Annotated in this window: 24 protein-coding genes; 7 read left to right on the top strand and 17 right to left on the bottom strand. The window is 35.6% G+C overall.

Annotated elements, in window-relative coordinates:
• Positions 1-64: 64 nt before the first annotated feature.
• From CIGN_RS06955 to CIGN_RS06945, 3 genes are read left to right on the top strand one after another with little or no spacing between them, the layout of a single operon-like run.
• The gene (locus CIGN_RS06955) at positions 65-1,162 is read left to right on the top strand and encodes an aminotransferase class I/II-fold pyridoxal phosphate-dependent enzyme (protein WP_086302934.1); all 1,098 of its coding nucleotides are present in this window, start codon (positions 65-67) and stop codon (positions 1,160-1,162) included.
• The gene (locus tag CIGN_RS06950; RefSeq protein WP_086302932.1) at positions 1,143-1,757 is read left to right on the top strand and encodes a pimeloyl-ACP methyl esterase BioG family protein; all 615 of its coding nucleotides are present in this window, start codon (positions 1,143-1,145) and stop codon (positions 1,755-1,757) included. Before CIGN_RS06955 ends, CIGN_RS06950 begins: the two co-directional genes overlap by 20 nt.
• A complete protein-coding gene (locus CIGN_RS06945) occupies positions 1,747-2,427 on the top strand; it encodes a methyltransferase domain-containing protein (protein WP_086302930.1) in 681 nt (226 codons plus the stop codon). Before CIGN_RS06950 ends, CIGN_RS06945 begins: the two co-directional genes overlap by 11 nt.
• On the opposite strand, the gene bioA is transcribed toward CIGN_RS06945, so the two are convergent.
• Entirely contained in the window at positions 2,424-3,779 is a 1,356-nt protein-coding gene (gene bioA, locus CIGN_RS06940) for an adenosylmethionine--8-amino-7-oxononanoate transaminase (protein WP_202819621.1), read from the bottom strand. The genes CIGN_RS06945 and bioA overlap by 4 nt on opposite strands.
• A gap of 9 nt (positions 3,780-3,788) precedes the next feature.
• On the bottom strand, positions 3,789-4,472 hold the full coding sequence (bioD, locus tag CIGN_RS06935; protein ID WP_086302928.1) for a dethiobiotin synthase: 684 nt from the start codon (positions 4,470-4,472) through the stop codon (positions 3,789-3,791).
• Positions 4,473-4,608: 136 nt separating this feature from the next.
• Here bioD and CIGN_RS06930 point away from each other — a divergent pair, with 136 nt between their 5' ends.
• Positions 4,609-6,411, top strand: a complete 1,803-nt coding sequence (locus CIGN_RS06930) for a PhoX family protein (protein WP_086302926.1) — start codon at positions 4,609-4,611, stop codon at positions 6,409-6,411.
• Positions 6,412-6,680: 269 nt separating this feature from the next.
• Here the strand turns inward: CIGN_RS06930 and CIGN_RS06925 are convergent, their stop codons facing one another.
• The 7 genes from CIGN_RS06925 to CIGN_RS08355 all read right to left on the bottom strand — a co-directional run bounded on the left by CIGN_RS06925 (position 6,681) and on the right by CIGN_RS08355 (position 10,928).
• Complete coding sequence (locus tag CIGN_RS06925; protein WP_086246094.1) at positions 6,681-8,018, bottom strand: acetyl-CoA carboxylase biotin carboxylase subunit; 1,338 nt, start codon at positions 8,016-8,018, stop codon at positions 6,681-6,683.
• On the bottom strand, positions 8,015-8,464 hold the full coding sequence (gene accB / locus CIGN_RS06920) for an acetyl-CoA carboxylase biotin carboxyl carrier protein (protein WP_086253751.1): 450 nt from the start codon (positions 8,462-8,464) through the stop codon (positions 8,015-8,017). Before accB ends, CIGN_RS06925 begins: the two co-directional genes overlap by 4 nt.
• 330 nt (positions 8,465-8,794) lie before the next feature.
• Positions 8,795-9,040, bottom strand: a complete 246-nt coding sequence (locus CIGN_RS08470) for a hypothetical protein (RefSeq protein WP_335582295.1) — start codon at positions 9,038-9,040, stop codon at positions 8,795-8,797.
• A 199-nt stretch (positions 9,041-9,239) separates the two neighbouring features.
• Complete coding sequence (locus CIGN_RS06910) at positions 9,240-9,686, bottom strand: CHC2 zinc finger domain-containing protein (protein WP_236844751.1); 447 nt, start codon at positions 9,684-9,686, stop codon at positions 9,240-9,242.
• 49 nt (positions 9,687-9,735) lie between these two features.
• Positions 9,736-9,990 carry a hypothetical protein gene (locus tag CIGN_RS08365; RefSeq protein ID WP_086290107.1) on the bottom strand — a complete coding sequence of 85 codons (255 nt, stop codon included), beginning with the start codon at positions 9,988-9,990 and terminating at the stop codon, positions 9,736-9,738.
• A complete protein-coding gene (locus tag CIGN_RS08360) occupies positions 9,991-10,704 on the bottom strand; it encodes an MFS transporter (RefSeq protein WP_236844750.1) in 714 nt (237 codons plus the stop codon). It lies immediately after the preceding gene.
• Complete coding sequence (locus tag CIGN_RS08355; RefSeq protein ID WP_236844749.1) at positions 10,704-10,928, bottom strand: hypothetical protein; 225 nt, start codon at positions 10,926-10,928, stop codon at positions 10,704-10,706. Before CIGN_RS08355 ends, CIGN_RS08360 begins: the two co-directional genes overlap by 1 nt.
• A gap of 275 nt (positions 10,929-11,203) precedes the next feature.
• Here CIGN_RS08355 and CIGN_RS06900 point away from each other — a divergent pair, with 275 nt between their 5' ends.
• On the top strand, positions 11,204-11,485 hold the full coding sequence (locus CIGN_RS06900) for a hypothetical protein (RefSeq protein ID WP_086302924.1): 282 nt from the start codon (positions 11,204-11,206) through the stop codon (positions 11,483-11,485).
• A 24-nt stretch (positions 11,486-11,509) separates the two neighbouring features.
• Here the strand turns inward: CIGN_RS06900 and CIGN_RS06895 are convergent, their stop codons facing one another.
• The gene (locus CIGN_RS06895) at positions 11,510-13,294 is read right to left on the bottom strand and encodes a DASS family sodium-coupled anion symporter (RefSeq protein ID WP_086302922.1); all 1,785 of its coding nucleotides are present in this window, start codon (positions 13,292-13,294) and stop codon (positions 11,510-11,512) included.
• A 109-nt stretch (positions 13,295-13,403) separates the two neighbouring features.
• Here CIGN_RS06895 and dcd point away from each other — a divergent pair, with 109 nt between their 5' ends.
• Both dcd and pseC read left to right on the top strand, forming a co-directional pair.
• Positions 13,404-13,964, top strand: coding sequence for a dCTP deaminase (gene dcd / locus CIGN_RS06890; RefSeq protein WP_086239172.1), 561 nt, complete (start codon positions 13,404-13,406; stop codon positions 13,962-13,964).
• A 9-nt stretch (positions 13,965-13,973) separates the two neighbouring features.
• Positions 13,974-15,098, top strand: coding sequence for a UDP-4-amino-4,6-dideoxy-N-acetyl-beta-L-altrosamine transaminase (pseC, locus tag CIGN_RS06885; RefSeq protein WP_086302920.1), 1,125 nt, complete (start codon positions 13,974-13,976; stop codon positions 15,096-15,098).
• A 28-nt stretch (positions 15,099-15,126) separates the two neighbouring features.
• Here pseC and CIGN_RS06880 read toward each other — a convergent pair whose 3' ends face one another.
• The 7 genes from CIGN_RS06880 to rho are packed head-to-tail and all read right to left on the bottom strand — an operon-like array spanning position 15,127 to position 21,725.
• The gene (locus CIGN_RS06880) at positions 15,127-15,696 is read right to left on the bottom strand and encodes a ComF family protein (RefSeq protein ID WP_086225012.1); all 570 of its coding nucleotides are present in this window, start codon (positions 15,694-15,696) and stop codon (positions 15,127-15,129) included.
• A 32-nt stretch (positions 15,697-15,728) separates the two neighbouring features.
• On the bottom strand, positions 15,729-16,388 hold the full coding sequence (locus CIGN_RS06875) for a hypothetical protein (RefSeq protein ID WP_086302918.1): 660 nt from the start codon (positions 16,386-16,388) through the stop codon (positions 15,729-15,731).
• Complete coding sequence (locus tag CIGN_RS06870) at positions 16,385-16,591, bottom strand: tautomerase family protein (RefSeq protein WP_086296420.1); 207 nt, start codon at positions 16,589-16,591, stop codon at positions 16,385-16,387. Before CIGN_RS06870 ends, CIGN_RS06875 begins: the two co-directional genes overlap by 4 nt.
• Before the next feature lie 51 nt (positions 16,592-16,642).
• Positions 16,643-16,990: a hypothetical protein gene (locus CIGN_RS06865; RefSeq protein ID WP_086302916.1), complete on the bottom strand. Its 348-nt coding sequence runs from the start codon at positions 16,988-16,990 to the stop codon at positions 16,643-16,645.
• Positions 16,991-16,999: 9 nt separating this feature from the next.
• Positions 17,000-18,790, bottom strand: coding sequence for a translation elongation factor 4 (gene lepA / locus CIGN_RS06860; protein WP_086225016.1), 1,791 nt, complete (start codon positions 18,788-18,790; stop codon positions 17,000-17,002).
• Between the two features lie 7 nt (positions 18,791-18,797).
• A complete protein-coding gene (locus tag CIGN_RS06855) occupies positions 18,798-20,387 on the bottom strand; it encodes a DNA polymerase III subunit gamma/tau (RefSeq protein ID WP_086302914.1) in 1,590 nt (529 codons plus the stop codon).
• Positions 20,388-20,396: 9 nt separating this feature from the next.
• On the bottom strand, positions 20,397-21,725 hold the full coding sequence (rho, locus tag CIGN_RS06850) for a transcription termination factor Rho (RefSeq protein ID WP_086225018.1): 1,329 nt from the start codon (positions 21,723-21,725) through the stop codon (positions 20,397-20,399).
• Positions 21,726-21,843 lie beyond the last annotated feature (118 nt).

Genomic DNA, 21,843 nt, shown 5'->3' with positions numbered 1-21,843 from the left:
AAAATACATAGCTACATTTTGATATAATTATAACTTTTTAAAAGGCAAATTTAAGCGAGTTATAATGTTTGATATAGAAAAAGCAAAGCAAAATAGCAGTTTTAGGGAGCTAAAGCACTCTAAGATAAGCTCAAAATTTCTAAGTTTAGATGGTAAAAATCTCTTGAATTTAGGTAGTAATGACTATCTTGGGATAGCTAGCAATAGGGCATTAAGAGATGAATTTTTGCAAATTTGCTTGGGTAGTGAGTGGTATTTTGGCTCTGGGGCTAGTAGATTGGTATATACTTCAAGTGATGAATTTGATCGTTTGGAGAGTTGGTTTGAGGCTAAATTTCATAAAAGTGCGGTGATTTTTAACTCTGGGTATTGTGCGAATTTAAGCTGTATTAGCGCCTTAAATAGTGATGATACGCTCTTTATAGCTGATAAATTAATTCATGCTAGTATGATAGATGCATTGAAATTATCAAATGCGAAATTCAAACGCTACGCCCATAATGACAATGAAGCATTAGAGGGCTTGGTTAAGCAAAATTGTGATAAATTTAAGCATATTATCATATTAAGCGAGGCGATTTTTAGCATGGATGGCGATAGGGCGGATATAGATTTTATGCTATCTTTAAAAAAGCGATATGATGGCGTGATGCTCTATATCGACTTGGCGCATTCATTTTTTGCTCTAGATGAGCTTGGGATTGGTGCTAGATTGAGTTGTGATATTGATTTTATGCTTATTACTCTTGGCAAGGCGCTAGGTAGCAGCGGGGCTGTGATTTTAAGCTCAAATGAGTTTAAAGATATCTTCATAAATAGTGCTAGAAGCCTTATATACTCGACCGCTTTGGCGCCTATAAATGTAGCTTGGAGTAATTTTGTGCTAAGTAAAGACTACACAAAAGAGCGTGAAAATCTAGCGAATTTAATCAATTTTTTGGGGCTAAATTCCACTCATATTTCGCCTTTTATCGTAGGAGATAATGCTAAGACTTTAAAGCTTTCAAATAGCTTGAAAAGTCTTGGATATTTCATACCAGCCATTAGGCCACCTACGGTGCCAGAAGGGAAAGCTAGGCTTAGAATTAGCTTAAGGGCGGATTTAGAAATTGATGATTTAGTGAGCTTAAAAAGGATTTTAGATGAAAATGGATCTCATTAAAGATAGCAAAAAGCTTATTGTGTTATTTTTAGGTTATGGATTTGATAAAAGTAGTATTAGCCACTTGGAGCTTGGGGATTATGGGCTTTTGGTGGTTAGTGATTATAGTGATTTGGGCTTTGATAAGGAAATTTTAATAGATAAAGATATATATTTAATAGCGTGGTCAATGGGCGTTTGGGCTGCGAATTTGGCGCTGAAAAACACCCCCTTAAAGGTCGCAATCGCCATAAATGGCACCCCTTTTGGAATAGATGAAAAATATGGGATTAAAAAAGATATCTTTTATAAAAGTATAAGCAAGTTTGATTTTGAGGGCTTTAAAAGGCTCTGTTTTTTAGGCATTAATGAGCAAAAATTAAAAGATTTTACATTTAATCAAAATGCCAAAATCGAGCTTATAAATCTTTATAAAAACGCTATTTTGCCCTGTGAGAACGCTATTTCGTGGGATAGGGCTTATGTGAGTAAGCGTGATTTGGTCTTTGATAATAGGGCGGTTTTAGAATATTTTAAGGATAAAGCTAGGATTATAAACGCTCCGCATTTTGCATTTTTTAATTTTAAAAGCTTTGGAGAGATAGTTGAAATTTAAAAGTGCGAAATTTTATGACCTTTATGCCAAACCGCAGATTTATGCGGCGAATGCTTTGATACAATCTCTTAAAGATTATAGGCAAAATTTCAAAGATATCTATGAAATTGGCGCTGGAAGCGGAGTTTTGACAAGGTTGATTATAGATAATTTGAGCTATGAAAATTTGATTTTAAATGACCTTTATGAGAGTGAATTTATGAGTAAATTCCGCACTCAAATAGGGGATATTTCAAATTTACAAATTCAAAATAGACAAGATCTAATCATCTCAAGCTCTGTTTTTCAATGGATTAATGCCCTTGAAAATTTGGCTAATAGGCTCAAATTTAGCTTAAAAAGTGGCGGAATTTTGGCTTTTAGTATATTTATTGATGGGACTTTAAGGGAGCTTTCTAGCTTTACAAATCAAGGATTGGAGTATAAAAATTTAGCCCAGTTAAAAGCGATTTTTGGTAAAAAATTTGAAATTCTCACAATAAAAGAGCAAGAAATAAAGCTAAAATTTAGCAATTTAAAAGAGCTTTTAACTCACCTTAAACATACTGGAGTTAATAATATTAAAGGCGAATTTAAGCTTACAAAAAGCTCTTATAAAGCCTTAAATTCGCACTTTAATGATGATTTTAGCCTAAGTTATAAATTCGCAATTTTAATCTTAAAAAACTAAAATCCCCCAAGAATCTCATCAATGCTTTTTACGCACCTTTTTATCGCTTCATCCATCTCATCTTTTTGGATATTTAGCGGCGGATTGAAGTATATCACATCGCCAAGTGGCCTTAATATAAGACCATTTTTTAGAGCTTTTTTGTAAATTTGATATCCGATTCTTAGATCTTTATTAAAGGCTTTTTTACTATCTTTTTGCTCTACTAGCTCTATTGCGTTTATGAGTCCGATGGAGCGAATTTGACCTACATTTTTATGCGAGTTTAGAGCGGAGTTTATCTCATTATTTAGATAAATTGCGTTTTGTTGAGCTGAATTTAAGATATTTTGACTCTCAAATATATCCAAAACCGCATTCGCTGCAGCGCACCCAAGTGGATTTCCGCTATAAGTATGAGAGTGCATAAAGGCCTTACCTTGCGAGTATGGGGCGTAAAAGGCGTTGTAAATTTCATTAGTCGTAGCCACGACAGACATAGGCATATATCCGCCAGTTAGACCCTTTGAGAGTGTTATGATATCAGGGCTGATATTTGCGTGCTCACAAGCAAACATCCGCCCAGTCCGCCCAAATCCAGTAGCTATCTCATCAGCTATTAGTAATACCCCATACTCATCGCAAATTTGGCGTAGCTTTTTAAGATACAAAGGCGGATATATCATCATCCCAGCTGCAGCTTGAAGTATAGGCTCAACTATCAAGGCCACACTCTCTTTGCCATATTTTTCAAAAATCGGCACCACATAATGCTCAAAATATTTTCTAGCTATCTCATCGCTATCACCTTCAAATTCGCTTCTATACATATCAGGGGCTTTTATGCGGATGGCTTTTAAGAGCATCGGCTCATAAATTTTAGCATACAAATCAAGCGCCCCAACGCTCAAAGCACCGATAGTTTCGCCGTGATAAGCATTGCTAAGGCAGATAAATTTATTCTTATGTGTGTTGCCTACTTGGTGCTGATATTGAAACGCCATTTTAAGCGCACTCTCCACAGCCGAGCTACCATTATCTGAAAAGTTGAATTTATCTAGCTTAGGTGGGAGAATTTGCCTTAATCTACTAGCCAATCTCACAGCGCCTTCGTGAGTGAAATTGGCAAATATCACATGCTCTATATTGTTAAGCTGATTTGTGATAGCTTGATTGATATACTCATTTGAGTGGCCTAGTAGATTACACCACCAAGAGCTGATAATATCTATATACTCTTTATCATTTTCATCATAGATTTTTACCCCCTTACCACGCTTTATCACAATCGGTGGTAGTTCCTTATAATCATACATTTGCGAACACGGATGCCAGATTAGCTCCAAATCCATCTTTGCTATATCCAAAAGCATATTTTATCCTTAATTAAATATATTTAAAATATCATTTTTATTGATTTCTAAGCTTAGCTCATCTCTTTTAACACAAGAGAGAATTTCTAAGCTAAAAAGCTCTTTTATCATCTTTTTATTATCAACGCAAATTGGGCAATTCTCATCAAAATTATTTAATATTACCCCCTTTATGTTAATCCCATTTTGGTTTAGATAAAAGCTAGTTAATCCCACTTGATTTATCGCTCCTAGGGCTGCGTCTGAGACTATTATAACGCTTGAGTTTATAGCCTTTACTATATCAAGTAGCATTAATTTTGCTCCATCATATCTAAAAGGGCAGATCGCTCCGCCAGCACCCTCAATCACCAAGAAATCACAAATCTCATCTAGGATTTTAAATTTAGCTAGAATTTTATCTAAATTTACTTGCTTTTTCTCATTTATAGCTGATAGGTGTGGAGAATAAGGCTTAAGAAAGTTATACTCACTCATTTGAGAGTAGCTAAGCTCAATCTTAGAAAACTCACGCACAAACTTCACATCAAGTGGGATTATATCCCCATCATCACCTACCAAATTCCCACTCGAAACAGGCTTGAAATATCCTATATTTAATCCAAATTCACGCATTTTTTTGACTATTAAGGCGCTTATATAGCTTTTACCTACATCAGTTCCAGTACCTAAAATAAATATTTTTTTACTCATCTTACTTCCTTTGGATATTGTAAATTTGTATTTTAAAATTTTAAGGCTAAATTTTACATATTTTTAACCAAAATAACATAAAAATTTTACAAGCTGATTTTATAATTTCATCATAATTTATCATATGGAGTTTTTTATGGAAAGAAGAAATTTTCTGAAAGTTTCTAGCGCTGTTTTGGCTTATGCGGGGTTTTTTTCGCCTTCTAGTGTGTTAGCTAGTGAGAAAAAACCTTTAATAGGATTTAAACAAATCGCCCCTAGCACAAGCGATAGCGTCATAGTCCCAAAAGGTTATGAGGCTAAAAAGTTAATTAGTTGGGGCGATGCGCTCTTTAGCAAGGCAACGCCTTTTGATGAGAGTAAAACTATCAATAAAGCAGCCATAGCAAATGCGAATTTGGTATTTGGCGATAATACCGATGGTATGGCGTGGTTTGGCCTTGATGAAGATAGAGCGATTTTAGCTGTTAATAATGAGTATATGAATCCAGAAATAATGTTTAATCACAATGGCAAAAATATGAGCTTAGATGATGTTAAATATGAGCAAAATTCCGTTGGAGTAAGTATATTTGAGATAGCTAGAAATAGCGATGGAGATTATAGTGTTGTGCTAGACTCGCCATACAATCGCAGAATCACAGCCAATACCAAAATGGAGATCCAAGGCCCAGCTAGAGCTAATAAGCTTATGAAAACAAAAGCCGATAAGAGCGGTAGTAAAGTATATGGAACTATAAATAACTGCGCTAGTGGCAAAACGCCATGGGGGACATATCTTACTTGTGAAGAGAATTTCGATGGCTACTTTGGGTCTAGTGATGAGAATTACGCATTTAATCCAGCGCAAAAACGCTATGGCCTTAGCGTAAAAGGCGAGAATTATGAGTGGAAATTAGACGAGAGATTTGATATTGCTAAAAACGAAAATGAGCCAAATCGCTTTGGTTGGGTAGTAGAGATAGATCCATATAATCCAAACTCAACCCCAATCAAACGCACCGCCCTAGGTAGATTTAAACACGAAAATGCTGAAGTAGTAATAGCCAAAAACGGTGAAGTAGTGGTATATATGGGCGATGATGAGGTTAATGAGTTTATATATAAATTTGTTAGCAAAGCCAAATACAATCCAAATAAACCAAATAAAGATATCTTAAATGAAGGCACTCTATATGTAGCCAAACTAAAAGATACCGGCGATTTCAAAGGCGTAGGCGAGTGGGTGGCCTTAGAATATGGCAAAAATGGTTTAGATGAGAAAAATGGCTTTCACAATCAAGGCGATGTCTTGATAAATGCTAGATTAGCAGCTAGCATAGTTGGTGCTACACCTATGGATAGACCTGAGTGGATAGCAGCAGACTCAGATGGAAAATACCTATATGTAACCCTAACCAACAACACCAAAAGAACAGAAGTGAGCGAGTCAAACCCAAGAGCCAATAATATCTATGGCCACATCCTAAGATGGTCCCCAAAAGGCGGTAATCACGCTGATAGTGGCTTTAAATGGGATATATTTTTACTTGCGGGAAATCCTTTAAAATATCCAAATGATTTAAGAAAAGGAACTAGCAATATCAATACAGAAAATATGTTTAATAGCCCAGATGGATTGAAATTTGACAAATTTGGCAGACTTTGGATACAAACTGATGGTAAATACTCAAATAAAGGCGATTATGAAGGGATGGGAAATAACCAAATGCTATGCGCCAATCCTATCACCGGCGAGGTTAGAAGATTTTTGACTGGGCCTGTGGCTTGTGAGATTACGGGAATTGCCTTTAATGAAGATTATACAACTATGTTTGTAGGAATCCAACACCCAGGCGAAAATCTAGCAAATAGCCACTATCCAAATGGCGGCAACTCAACTCCACGAAGCACAATAGTCCAAATCCGTAAAAAAGATGGCGGCGTAATTGGCTCATAAAATATTTTTAACTTCGCAGACTAGCAAAGCTAGTCTTTGCGAAAATTTTGTAAAAGCCTCTTAAGGTTACTGCGATAGACGCAGATTTACGCCATTTTATTAAAACTCTTTAAGCTTTAATAAAAATGATTTTGGAACTTAAGATTTTTTGGTTTTATAATATTGAAAATATTAAATACATTCAAAATAACAAAAAATATTTTCTCAAATAAAAAATATAATTAAGTAATCAAATTTGGCTATCTTAACCAAATTTGATTTAAGTAGATTTAATGCTTTGCTAAATAGTTTGTATCATATAAATTATTGATAAAATCATCATTATTCATCATATTTATATGAAAATCTTTGGTTGTTTTAATCCCTTGTATGATTAGCTCATCAAGTGCGACTTTCATCTTGGCAATAGCTCTATTTCTATCTATATCATGGACGATTAATTTGCCTATCATGCTATCATAATACGGCGGAACGCTATAACCCTCATAAACATGGCTATCCATTCTGACATTTCTACCGCCTGGGGCGACATATTTTGTGATTTTACCTGGATTTGGAGTGAAGCTTTTTGGGTCTTCGGCTGTGATTCTACACTCTATTGAGTGGCCACTTAATTTGATATCTTTTTGCTCTGGCAATCTCTCGCCTTGTGAGATTCGTATCATCCACTCTATCAAGTCTAATCCGCTACACATCTCACTTACACAATGCTCAACTTGGAGTCTTGTATTCATCTCAATAAAATAAAATTTATTATCCCTTTGATCGTATAAAAACTCAAAAGTCCCAGCACCCGTATATCCTATGGCTTTAGCAGCATTTACGGCTGTTTGGTGGAGTTGGGCCCTAGTTTCATCATCTAAAATTACTGCTGGGCTCTCTTCTATTAATTTTTGGTGGCGGCGTTGCATTGAGCAATCTCTTTCACCTACATGGATTACATTGCCATACTCATCGCCTAGGACTTGAACCTCTATGTGGCGTGGATTTGAGATATATTTTTCCATATACATTGTCCCATCACCAAAGGCACTCATAGCCTCGCTTTCAGCTGACCAAAAGCTCTTTTCTAAATCCTCTTCTTTCTCTACCACTCTCATACCACGGCCACCGCCACCTGCGGCTGCTTTTATAATCACTGGATAGCCAATTTCACTAGCTAATTTTTTAGCCATTTCCATATCTTTGATAGCGCCATCACTACCTGGTACAACTGGAATTCCCGCTCTCATCATCATCTGTTTGGCTTTGCTTTTATCACTCATTAAAGCCATAGCCTCTACGCTTGGGCCTATAAATTTGATATTGTGCTTTTCGCAAATTTCTACGAAATTTTGATTTTCGCTCAAAAATCCATAACCTGGAAATATCGCATCAGCTTCGCTAATCTCGCAAGCTGTGATAATAGCTGGGATATGTAGATAGCTCTCACTACTTCTAGCACCACCTATACAGATACTAGCATCAGCGTATTTAACATAAAGAGCATCTTTATCAGCTGTAGAATGCACTACAACTGCTTCTTTACCCATCTCTTGGATAGTTCTAAGTGCTCTAAGAGCTATTTCACCACGATTTGCTATTAGGATTCTTTTAATCTCTCTCATAGTTTTTCAACCTCAAATAACGCCATACCAAATTCCACCGGTTGGCCATCTGCGATTAGGGCTTTTGTAATTCTACAATCAAACTCAGCTTCAATCTCATTCATAATTTTCATCGCTTCTATAATGCCTATAGTGTCGCCTTTTTTCACTGTTTGACCTACCTTAACAAAGCTTGGAGCGCCTGGACTTGGAGCTATATAAAATGTCCCTACCATCGGTGCGTTTAATGTATCAGTTGCTGTTGAAGTAGTTACTGTTTTTTCATTTACTACTACATTGATTGGGGCTGGAGCTGGGATTGTAGGGCAAGCTGGAGCTGGGGCTATTTGCTCGCATGGCTCATGTTTTTCTAGCTCGATTACGAAATCACCATCTTTTATCTTAATTTTATTAATGTTTGTCTCATCAAAAAAGCTCATAAGCTCTTTAATCTCATCTCTTGTCATAATAGTTCTCCTAAAATTTAATTAACTTTACATTTTATCAAATTTGAGTAAAAGATTTGGTTTAAATTTAAAAAAAATATCTAAAATTTGGATTTATACGCTAAATTTAAGCGTAAGATAATCAAAATAATCCAAATTTATCAAACTTCAAAAGTTCGCGTATGTTTTAGTCTATCTATCATCCAAAACATAAATGAGCTAAGAATCACAAGAACAAAGCTAAGAATGAGAGCTTTTTCGTTTTGGCCATTATAAACCGCATTAAATATCGCCAATGATGTTTGGAAAAATAATAAAAACAGCTATCTCAAACCTATTTTTTTCAAATACTCAAGCCAACTTCAATAAGATCTTTGGGAAATTCTCAAATGTGGCTTGAATCGGCTTTACAAACAGTGGTAGACTTGCTAAAAATGAAGTTATAACTAAAGCTTTGAGACTAAAAACTATCTCTAAATTTAAAAAACTAGCTATTTCTACCAAATACGTAAAGCAGTAAAATCCAGTAGCAATAGGTGGAAAAATCATTATAACTAGTTCAAAAAATGTTTTAAATTTACCCTTGTAAAATGCCAAAAAATATGCCAGTAAAATACCTATAGTTATAAACAACACCAAAGAAAAACATAGAGTTTTAGCACTCAAAATAAGAGGAGCTAAAAGCTACTCTAAGTTATTTAAGTCCAAATTCTGCAAAAATAACCTTTGAGTGTTCGCTTTGTTTTATCGCACCCATTTGTAGGGCTGCTTCCTTGTCTATATTTTCATTTTGAAGTCAATTTAGCGTGTTTTGATTCTCACTAGCCCAGCCCAGCTCCCAGATCTCTATCATAGCGTCATTTATACTGCGATTATATAGATAGTTTAGTGCCTCCTGATTTTTGTAAAGTAGGCTTTTGTAGTGTAAATTTAGATTTTCAAGTACTTTTTTATCTATTTTATGGCTATTTTGTTCTTTCGTATAAGTCAGGGTAAAGTTATACATATTTGCAAGTTTTTCATAGTCCATTATAAATTTGATAGCATCACCACCTGCTTTACAAGCAAAACAGTGAAATATTCCTTTACTAGGGCTTATGCTCATTGATGGGTTTTTATCGTTGTGAAATGGACATACGCACACAAAGTTTCCACCTGATTTTTTCAGCGGTATGTAGCTACTTATGACATCACTTATATCTATTATGGCTTTTAAATTTTCTATACTACTTGGTTCTATCATAAAGGGGATTATACCAACTATTTACTTTAATTTAACTCATATTTATAACTCATATCTTTTTAAGTCCGAAAATAATAGATAAAAATATCACTATAAATCCAAAAGAAATCAAATTTAGCACTTTCCAACCACCATTTGCTAGCACAAATCCTACGCTAGAACTTGCTAACAAATTTGCTCCAAAAATGCTAATAGCATTTAGACCTTGTAAGCGTAGTTTATACTCTGAGTTTATGGCATTTAGCATAAATGTTCCGCCATTAAAACTAAAAGCCCAGCCGATACCAACAAGCACTAAACTCACTCAAAATCCCCAAAAACTCACGCTAAAAAGTGCTACCAAAACAGCAATCAAATAAAATAAAATCCCAAGTAAAATAAGCCTAAACGGACTTAAATTTTTCATAAAAAACGCTAAAAATAAGCTTGGTGCATACATAGCTATGAAGTGCCACACAAGCACACTTTTAGCTTCGTCATAGCTAAATTTATATTCACTCATCGCAAGCGGCGCTGCGTTCATAATGAGCGTCATAAATGCAAATCCAAAAGCGCAAGCTAGCGTAGCAAGAATAAAATTTGGCTCTTTTAAGCAAGTTAGTAAAGGGACTTTTTGAGATTGTTTTTTAGTATTTGGTGAAGTAAGCGTTAATGGCAGAGTAATAGCAAAATTGATAGCACAAAGCAAAAGCGCAAATAAAAATGAGCCAACAAAAGGTGTATCAAATATCAAAGTGCCGATGTTTGCCAAATTTGGTCCTAAAATACCACCCATTATCCCGCCTGCTACGACAAAGGCTGTAGCTCTGTTTTTGTCATTTTGCGTAGCTAAATTTAGAGCTTCATTAGCTAAAAATCTATAAAATTGATTGAGCGCAGTAAAAAATCCGAGCAAAAAAGTCGCAAAACAAAATAGATAAAATAGCCCAGACATTAGTGAAAACATAGCAAAACCAGTGCCCAAACAACCAATCAAAGAAGCATATAAAAATACCTTTTTTCTACCAAATTTTTGCATTAAATTTGATGAAAAAATACAGCTATAAAAGCCCCGCAAAGCGTAGCAGAGATAGGAAGCGAGGCAAAACTACTATTATAACAATGCAGACAAGCCTTAGCATACAAAATATCATCAAGCAGCCACTTTCCAGCTAATCCACTACTAAAAGTTAGCAAAGAGACAACAGTTCCACTAAAACCTTGGCCTAAAAGCAATAAAATGATATTTTTGTTTAGGAACATAAAAATCTCCTTATTGATTTAAATTTATGAATTTAATTGATTTGATTAAATATTACAATCAGTGTTTTTTATAAAAAATAATGCGTTATTGTCGCACCAATCAAAAAGACAAGAGTTGTTGGTCACTACTTAAAAATGTAACTTATTTATTTTATTAATTTCTTAATATATTTTTAAAAAAAGATGATATTCTATACTACTTGATTTTATCATAAGCGAGATTATACCTTGAATTTACTATAATGGTCTTTAAATTTGATTATTAGGTTTAGCATTTGGATTTCTTTTTTATAGAATATCGTGATCCTATTTTTGGGCTAATTGTTCTTTTTGCTGCAGTTCTTTTAGTCGCTATCTCAAGCTATGCTTTGGGAATTTGGGGCGTAAAAGATGAAAATCGCAGTATAGAAAAATTTGTCAAAAAATTTGAAAACTCTAGCGGTCTTAGCCAAAACCATTACAAAAAACGCGAAAGTCAAAACATACGAAACATACTTCATCAATCCCCAATTTTATTTTATAGTAAAAAAACAATATTTAACATAGCAAAAGTATGAAAAACGCATACTTTTGCCATAAATTTAATAAAATCCTAAAACTTTCCACCAAACCAAACCGGCCAAAATCATCACGACCATATTTACGATCGACATAACAAAACCAATGCCCCACCATTTTTTGAGACTAACGTAGTTAGTACCAAAGATGACCGGCGCAGTTCCTGTAGCATAATGTGTTATACCCATCATCACATTTCCAGCTGTAATCATAATAAATGCATACAAAAGCGGTGGTGCGCCAAGTGCAAGACCTGCGCTATAAAATACAAAAAACATTGCCGAAATATGTGCAGTTGTCGAAGCAAAAAAGTAGTGTGAATACAAAAACGCAACCGATAAAAATAGCATAATCGAAATCTCGCCAAGACCTAAATTTAGTGCTAATTGTTGTAAATTTGAAGCCAAAAATGTCGTTACTTCAAGTTTGCCAAGCATAGTTGCCATCATAACAAGTGCAGAGAACCAAACAAGTGTATTCCATGCGGCTTTTTGGGCTAAAATTTCATCAAAACTCAAAACACCAGTCACCAACACGACACTAAGACCTAAAAATGCGATAGTTGTGGCATTTAGCGTGATTCCAAACAAAAATCCAAATACACCAGCCCAAAGTATAAGTAAAAATAAAAATACGCCAAACATAATCTTTTCATCGCGTCTCATAGCACCTAGTTCTGCAAGTTTTTCTTTGGCAAAAGCTCTAGCATTTAGGGTGGATTTGATCTCTGGTGGCGATAAAAAATAAATCACCAAAGGCATAATCATCATCGCCAAAATTCCGGGCACAAACATACCCAAAGCCCACTGTATCCAGCTAATAGAAATATCTAAATTTGTAGCTTTTGCGACAAGATCTACGACCAAAGGATTTGGCGCAGTTGCGGTAATAAACATTGCTGAGCTGATCGGATTTGCTTGAAAATTTACAAGTGACAAATATGTTCCGATTTTGTTTTGTGTGCCATCTTCTGGCGTACTTTTGAAGCTTTTTGAGATCGCTTGAACAATCGGATTTATGATAGCTCCAGCCCTAGCTGTATTTGAGGGCGTGACGGGTGCTAAAATCGTCTCGCTAAGTGCGATTGAATAGGCAATTCCAAGCGTTTTTTTACCAAAAATAGAGATAAAATAATATGCAAGTCTTTCGCCAAGCCCTGTTTTTATGATGCCTTTAGCTACGATGATTGAAATAACAATGAGCCAAATTAACGCATTTGAAAAGCCACTTAAAGCATCGTTTATACCGGTTTTGGCTTTGAGTTTCCACTCAGCAGCTTTGACTTTTTTGTCTATCTCTTTTTGACTAAATTTATTCAACGCAATACTATTTAAAACAGAAATCTCACTACCATCTAAAAGCTTTGAATTTGCCGTTTTTGTCGTGTTTTTAAGATGCAAAGCTGATAATTCTTTTAGCAAATTTTCACCTTCATTTTGTGAGTTTATCTCGATTTTTAGATCGTTTAGTGCATTTTTAAGAGCTAAAATTTTAGCGTTTAAAATCTGTTTTTTTAACTCCATTTTATCAATATCAACTTTGCTGGCTAATGCAGTAAGTGTCTTGATCTGAGTTTGTCTAAGAGTGCTTTGTGGCGTCGTGATTCCAGTAATAGCGACGATTGCGATCGCTATCAAACAGATCGCACCAAGTGGCATAATGGCAAAAATGATAGCCAAAATGACAGCTATAAATAAACCCAAAAAATGCCACGCATTGTCTTCTAGACCATGTGGCGTAGGTAAAACAAAAAACACCGCAGCGATTAAAACACAAATCACAAGAGATAGAATTTTGCGTCCGCTCATTTATTCTCCTTTTTAAGCATTTCAAAATTAACTAGATTGTATAATACTTAGCTTTAACTTAAAATTGTATATAAAATATAATTAAATAAATTTGCATAAAGGGAAATTTATGGGTTTAAAAAGTGATAAATGGATACGCCAAATGAGCTTAGAACACAAGATGATAACTCCATTTTGTGAAGAGAATATCGGTCGTGGCGTTGTCAGCTATGGGCTTTCTAGTTATGGATATGATATTAGGGTTGGAAATGAATTTAAAATCTTTACAAATGTAGGTGGTACAGTTGTAGACCCTAAAAATTTTGATGAGAAAAATGTAGTTGATTTCATCGGTGATATCTGTATTGTGCCACCAAATTCATTTGCCTTAGCTAGGACGGTGGAGTATTTCATAATGCCTAGAGATACCCTAGCTATATGCCTTGGCAAAAGTACATACGCAAGGTGTGGGATAATAGTCAATGTAACGCCATTTGAGCCTGGATTTGAAGGACATATCACAATTGAAATTTCAAATACAACCCCACTTCCAGCTAAAATTTACGCAAATGAGGGGATAGCTCAGGTGCTATTTTTACAAGGGGATGAGATTTGTGAAACTAGCTACGCTGACAAAAATGGCAAATATCAATCCCAAACTGGCATAACCCTACCAAGAATACTACAATAAGGGTTTAAAATGATGGTTTATAGCAGACAAAAAATAGAAGATGATGATATACAAGCCGTGGTAGAAGCGCTAAAAAGCGATATGCTAACTTGTGGAAATCGTGTGGTGGATTTTGAGAGTGCTTTGTGCGAGCTTACTGGGGCGAAATATGCTGTGGTGATGAACTCAGCCACTTCGGCACTTCACGCTGGATATATCGCACTTGGTGTAGGACCTGGCGATGAAGTTATCACCACTCCTATAACCTTCGCAGCCACCGCAAATGCGGCTATAATGTGTGGTGCTAGGATTAAATTTGCTGATGTACTCTTAAATGGTAATATAAATCCAGCCTCTATAAAAGAGTTAATAAGCGATAAAACCAAGGTTATAACCGCTGTGGATTTTGGTGGGTATCCAGTAGATATGGATGCTATCAAAGCGTTAATAAAAGAGCAAGATATTAAAATTATTGATGATGCTAGTCACGCTTTGGGTAGTAGTATTAATGGCAAGATGGTTGGCACTTTGGCTGATGCTACGATTTTTAGCTTTCATGCGATTAAGCCTATTACGACTTTTGAGGGTGGGGCTTTGCTAACTAATGATGAAAATATCGCTAAATCTGCTAGACTCACACGCTCACATGGTATGGTAAAAAAACAGGCTTGGAATATGGATATGGTAACTCTAGGCTATAATTACCGCTTAAGCGATGTGGCGTGTGCTTTGGGGCTAAGCCAAATCAAAAAGCTTGATAAATTTATAAATAGGCGTTATGAGATTGCTAAGATATATGATGATGCCTTTAAAAACTCAAAATATCTAAAAACGATAGATATCCCAGATAATATAAGAAGTGCCAGGCATCTATATCCGGTGCTTTTAAACTCGAATTTATGGTGCGTAAAAGAGGATATCTATAACGAACTTCACGCTATGGGCATTGGGGTACAAGTGCATTATAAGCCAACTTATCAATTTAGCTTTTATAAAAATTTATATGGCGAGATGAGATTAGATGGTGCTGAGGATTTTTATAGAGCTGAGCTTAGTCTGCCGTGCCATCAGATGATGAGCGATGATGAAGCAAGAGTGGTTATATCAAGCTTAAATCAAATGTTAGAAAAATATAGCATTGGGTGTGGGATTTGATAAATTTAGGATTTTAACACTCAAATTCCTACTCCCTAGCATCGGCTAAAACTAGGCCAAAAAGCACCCTAACTCCGGCTCTTTTTAAGAGCTTTTGAGCCTCTAGCATACTAGAGCCGGTGGTGATTATATCATCTACTAAGATTACAGGATATTTAATCTGCTTTAAAAGCTTGAATTGCCGTGGATTTTTGCGACGAAACTCCAAAGATTTTCCAGCATATTTCACGCTATTTGTAGCACGCAATGCCCTATAAAGCGGTGATAATTCTGAATTTGATAAAGCCTTGGCTAGGATAGCAGTATGAGAATATCCGCTTTTTGTATTATCATCAAGCGGAATTACTAAAACCTTGCTCCCAAAGCTAAACTCACTAGCGAATTTGGTTAGGCTCAAACGAGCCAAATTCGAAATCGCAAATGAACCACAAAGATGATGCTTAGTAGATAAAATCTCTTTTATATCACTATATTTATAAAAATAATATACCTTAAATCCATCTACTAGCCTACAACCTTGCTGATACTCACTAAGTATCTTTTGGCAATCTTTACATATCAATTTAAGCGATATTTTAGCACATTTCACACATCGCATTAATTTACCAAAATAGCCTTAGAAATGGCCTTTTATAACTTTGAAATCTCTTGAGCAACTTTATTGGCTGATTGCTTGATTAGTAGATTCATATATAGGTCAAAATCATCTATCTTGCTTACGCTTAGATCGCTTACATTTTGAGTTGTAGTGATATAGAGTGTTCTATTTTTATTGATATTTTTAATTTTTAGCGTACCAAAGAGTTTTGAATTTAAATAATTTGCACCTGGACTATAAATGCTTTTGATATTATCAAATTCAAACTGAACCCTATATGTATAAGGCGAATCACCATCACTTGCAACATAAATTCCACGAGCTTCTAGTTCAGCAGCTAATGTTTCGTAAAATACTTTAGCAAAATTTTTATCAAATTTAATATATTTACCATTAATTTTTATTAACTTTTGTGTTTCTATTAAATCGATAACTTTATGGATATATACTTTTTTTAGTGCTGCTGATGTATCGATTGTGCGGATATTTTCACAACAATTTATTGCTACATCGCTTCTGTATAATTTACCATCAATTAGCGTCTCATAGCCTCTTTGTGAGCAAGGCTCACACTTTGCATCTATGCGAAATAGTGTTTGTTTAGGTTTTTGCTCCTGGTTAGTTTGTGTGTTATTGCTTACAGCGCATCCACCTAAAATCATAGCTAAGATTAAAACCAAAATTGATCTCATTTACTCTCCCTTATAGATTTTATACTTTTAGCACCTAAGCCGTAATTTTCCATATCTATCTCATCAATTACTACTATGGTGCTAGATCTGTTTCTACCTAAAATTTGACTTACTAGCTCCGTTACGCCCTCTATCAACTTCGCTTTTTGCTCCGTTGTAGGCTCTCCATTCTCTTTTGTTACTTTGATATTTATATAAGGCATTAAACTCCTTTTGGCTTATTAGCAAATTTTATGCCATTTTAGATTAATATGCTATTTTATTATTATCCACTCGCCCTTATCATCTCTTTTGAGTTTGATCTTATCTCCATCTATATGGGCATTGGCAGATCTGATTTTGATAGTTATATAGGCGTTATTTTCACTGAGATCTTGGCTTAATATCTCTATATTTTTTATTATCTCATTTTGATTTTTATCCATAGCGTTTTGTATATACTCCATTGCTGGGTTGGATTTGATCTCTTCTGGCAAGGCAACCTTGATAATCTCTTGGATATTGGCATCTTTAACGCTATTTAATATATCTGTCGCCTTAGAGCTATCAGAGCTACATCCAGCTATAATCAATGCTGGTACAATCCATAATCCCCTTTTCATCATCTCCCCTTAATCTATCTTAAGCACGCTTAAAAACGCCTCGCTAGGCAAGGTAACCTTGCCTATGGCTTTCATACGCTTTTTACCCTCTTTTTGTTTTTCTAGAAGTTTTCTTTTGCGTGTTATATCGCCACCATAGCATTTAGCAGTTACATTTTTGCCCATTGATTTGACCGTTTCTCTAGCGATAATTTTGCTTCCTATACTAGCTTGGATCGCCACTTCAAATAGCTGTCTTGGGACTATCTCTTTCATCGCTTTGACAAAATCCCTACCCTTGCTCATAGCCTTTTCTTCAGGTACTATGATAGATAGAGCATCTACGGTCTCGCCTGCTACTTTGATATCTAGCTTAACTAACTTGCCAATCCTATACTCACTTGGCTCATAATCAAAACTCGCATAGCCTTTTGTGGCGCTTTTGAGCTTATCATAAAAATCCATAACTATCTCATTCATCGGTATATCATACTCCAAAAGTACCCTTGAAGTGGTGATATAATCCATCTTAGTTTGAATAGCACGGCGTGAGCTTAAAAGAGTTATGATATTACCTAAAAACTCGCTTGGCGTGATGATAGTAGCCTTGACATATGGCTCTTTTATATGCTCTATTTTATTTACTGGTGGTAGTTCGCTTGGGTTTTGGATATTTATGGTAGCTCCATCGGTGCATACTACTTGATAGGTAACTGTCGGTGCGGTAGCTATCAAATCTAGATTAAACTCACGCTCTAATCTCTCTTTGACAACTTCCATATGTAATAAACCCAAAAATCCAACCCTAAATCCAAAACCAAGAGCCGCTGAAGTTTCAGGCTCATAACTTATAGAGCTGTCATTTAATTTTAATTTATCTAAAGCATCTCTTAAATCTTCGAATTTATCCGTATCAATAGGATATAATCCAGCAAAGACAAATGGCTTGGCCTTTTCAAATCCACCTATTGGCTCTGCGGCCCTATTTTTGGCTAGGGTTATGGTATCGCCTACGCTGACACTGGCTACATCTTTTAGCCCCAAAACCACTATGCCTACCTCACCAGCTTTTAGCTCATTAGTCTTGATAGGCGAAACAGGATTTGGATACATCAGATCTAATACAATATGCCTTTTATCAGTTCCCATTACATAGACTTCATCACCCTTTTTAAGGCTACCATCATATAATCTCACAAGAGCCAAAGCACCTAGATAGTTATCAAACCAACTATCATAAATAAGCGCTTTAAGTGGCAAATTTAAATCCGCTTTTGGTGGTGGAATCTTGCGAATTATCGTCTCTATTAGCTCTTTTATCCCAACTCCACTTTTAGCACTCACCTCTAAAGCCTCAGAGCAATCAAGCCCAATAACATGCTCTATCTCATTTTTAACTCTATCAGGATCGGCTGCTGGGAGATCTATTTTGTTTATTACTGGAATTATCTCAAGATTATTTTCAAGTGCGATATATACATTTGCTATTGTCTGGGCCTCGACTCCTTGAGAGGCATCTACTACTAGCAAAGCCCCTTCACAACTTGCCAAACTCCTACTAACTTCATAGCTAAAATCCACATGTCCCGGGGTATCAATCAAATTTAATATATAATGCTCGCCATCAAGTGTATAGCCAAGCCTTACAGATTGCGCTTTTATAGTGATTCCGCGCTCTTTTTCTATATCCATTGTATCCATGACTTGAGAGCTCATAGATCTCTCATCAACAGCGCCACACTCTGTTATAATGCGATCTGCTAGCGTGCTTTTACCATGATCTATATGGGCTATGATGCTGAAATTTCTTATATTTTCCATAATTTTCCTAACTATTTGATAAAATCTGCGGCTCGCCAAACAGCCGTTTTAACTCTTTTAAATTCATATCCTCTTGGCTAAGCGATGATTTTAGTGCCTCTAATCCTTTTGGCTCGTCGGTTGGTTTTGAATTTGGATTTTGCTTATTTAGCGTAGTCTGTCCTATTATTGGTGGCATTGGAGCACGGCTAAGTGGGCTTTGCTTTTTTGGTTCACTTTTTTGTACATTTAGCTTGCTATTTTCTCCATAAATACTACGAACAGATGGTAAAATTACATCATTATAAAATTTCCTAGCCAAAATTAGCTGATCATCACTCATAGCAAACTCAAGATTTAAAGTGTTATCTTTAAACCCTTTAAAACTCACACACTCATCAAAAATTACACCTAGTTCATAGCTTTTATCATAAATGGCATCAACAAATAGTTGATAGTTATTTTTTGATTTTGGCTTAACTGATGTTAAATTAGAATGGTTTTGCTCTGTTGGCTGCGAGGTTAAATTTGACACTGAATTTAGCGATAAATTTGAATTGGGTGATTGAGATTTTAGTGATGATATTGCATCATCAATATTTGTAAGATTAAATGCCTCAAGCATCATAAATAATGTGATAAATAAAACAAATTCTGGATCGGCTGAGTTATTTAGCATAGCTTTAGCTTCGCTTAATATCCTAAAAAATCTCTCAAAAATCAAAAGTGAAAAGTCGCCATTTTGGTGTATAAATTTATACTTTAAATACTCGATTAATTCATCAATTATTGAGCTAGAATCATAATTTTGAAGCTCATTTAAAAGCTGTAAAAGATTATTTTTATCCTTTGAATTTATTATTGCAAATATCTCATCGATCTTAGCTGGATCAAGCAGTCCTAACATATCTACAACAACCTTATGCGTGAGCTTTTCGTGTGAGTAGATAATAGCTTGATCAAGTAAGGTAAGAGTATCTCTAAGGCTACCACCACCACTTCTAGCTAAGACCTCTAAGGCTCTTGGTTCAAATTCAATCCCTTCTTTATTTAATATAAACTCCAAATGCTTCACCACACTAGCCTTAGCAATAGAGTGAAATCTAAAATGTTGAGTCCGTGATAAAACAGTAGCTGGAAGTTTCAGCGGATCAGTAGTCGCTAAAATAAATTTAACATAATCAGGTGGCTCTTCAAGCGTCTTTAAAAGCGCATTAAAGGCCTCTTTGGTTAGCATATGAACCTCATCAATGATAAATATCTTAAATCTCGCACTACTTGGTGAGTATTTTGTCTGCTCGATTAACTCTCTGATATCATCAATTTTACGATGACTTGCTGCGTCCATCTCTATGATATCCATATGTCGATTTTCATTAGCCATTATACAATTTGGGCAAACTTCGCACGGATGAGCGCTTATACCCTTTTGACACAATAAAGCCTTAGCAAAAATCCTAGCGCTACTAGTTTTGCCACTCCCTCTAAGCCCCGAAAATAGATACGCATGGCCTAATCTATTAGAATCTAAGGCATGAGATAGCGTATTTGCCACCACATCTTGACCTATCAATTCATCAAAGCTCTTTGGGCGATATTTGAGTGCTAAAGCTTTCAAATTTAGTCCTTATTCATTCATTATGCTTAAAAGCTCTTTATTGTTTTTGGTTTTTAACATTTTAGAGTATAGGAATTTAAGAGCCTCTATATCATCCATAGTAGCTATAATATTTCGTATAGCCCAAATTTTGCCTAAATCATCGCTACCTTGTAGTAATTCATCTTTTCTAGTGCCAGATTTGAGTATATTTACAGCTGGATAAATTCTACGATCTGAAATGGTGCGATCTAAGATAATTTCGCTATTACCCGTGCCTTTAAACTCTTCAAATATCACATCATCCATTCTAGAACCTGTATCGATCAAAGCAGTCGCTACTATCGTTAGACTTCCGCCATTTTCTATATTTCTAGCTGCACCAAAAAATCTCTTTGGTTTATGAAGGGCATTGGCATCCACACCACCACTTAAAACCTTACCGCTACTTGGGGTTACTGTGTTATACGCTCTAGCAAGGCGAGTAATGCTATCAAGCAATATCACAACATCTTTTCCCATCTCTACTAGCCTTTTAGCCTTTTCTATCACCAACTCGGCTACCCTTACATGATTTGACGCTGGTAAGTCAAATGTAGAGCTAAATACCTCACCACGCACACTGCGTTGCATATCTGTAACCTCTTCTGGCCTCTCATCTATTAAAAGCACTATTAGCTCAACTTCTGGATGATTTCTTGTAATGCCGTGAGCTAGCTCTTTCATAAGCTCAGTTTTACCTGTTCTAGGTGGGGCAACTATAAGTCCCCTTTGCCCCTTGCCTATCGGGGTGAAAAGATCAAGCACACGACCTGTAAGCTTCATTGGATCATATTCTAATTGAATTTTTTGATTTGGAAATAGCGGAGTTAGGTTATCAAATAATGGGCGCTCTTTGGCTTCGGCTATGGATTTATAATTTATCGCTTCTATCTTTAAAAGAGCGTAATATTTCTCTTGTTCTCTTGGCTCTCTTACTTGTCCGGTTATGATATCGCCGACTCTTAGGGCGAATTTTTTAATCTGGCTTAGGCTAACATATGTATCATTAGCAGAATCACTCAAATTCGCATCAGTAGAGCGTAAAAAGCCATATCCGCCCTCAACTATCTCTAAAATTCCAGTAAATAAGATAAATCCGCCTTGCTTGGTTTGGGCTTTTAAAATTTCAAATACTAGCTCTTGGCGGCGAAATTCTCTAGGGTTTTGGACGCCTACTTCTTCGGCGATTGCTACTAGGCTATCTAAGTCTTGGAGTCTTAACTCTTCTATTTTATAGCCATCAACTGGCGTGTGTGTGCGTGTGTGTTGTTTTTTGGTTGGTTGGTTTGATTGTTGAGCAGTTTCCTTATTTTCCATTAGACCTCTTTAATATAGTGAATAAATAGCAGTACAACGAATAAAATTGTAGTTTGAAAGAACCAATTTTATACAAATTTTCTTAAATTGTCAATAAAATTTGAATTTAAATAAATGA

This window comes from Campylobacter devanensis (genome assembly GCF_002139915.1).
GTDB classification, from domain to species: domain Bacteria; phylum Campylobacterota; class Campylobacteria; order Campylobacterales; family Campylobacteraceae; genus Campylobacter; species Campylobacter devanensis.
This window is presented reverse-complemented; position numbering and strand designations above follow the sequence as displayed.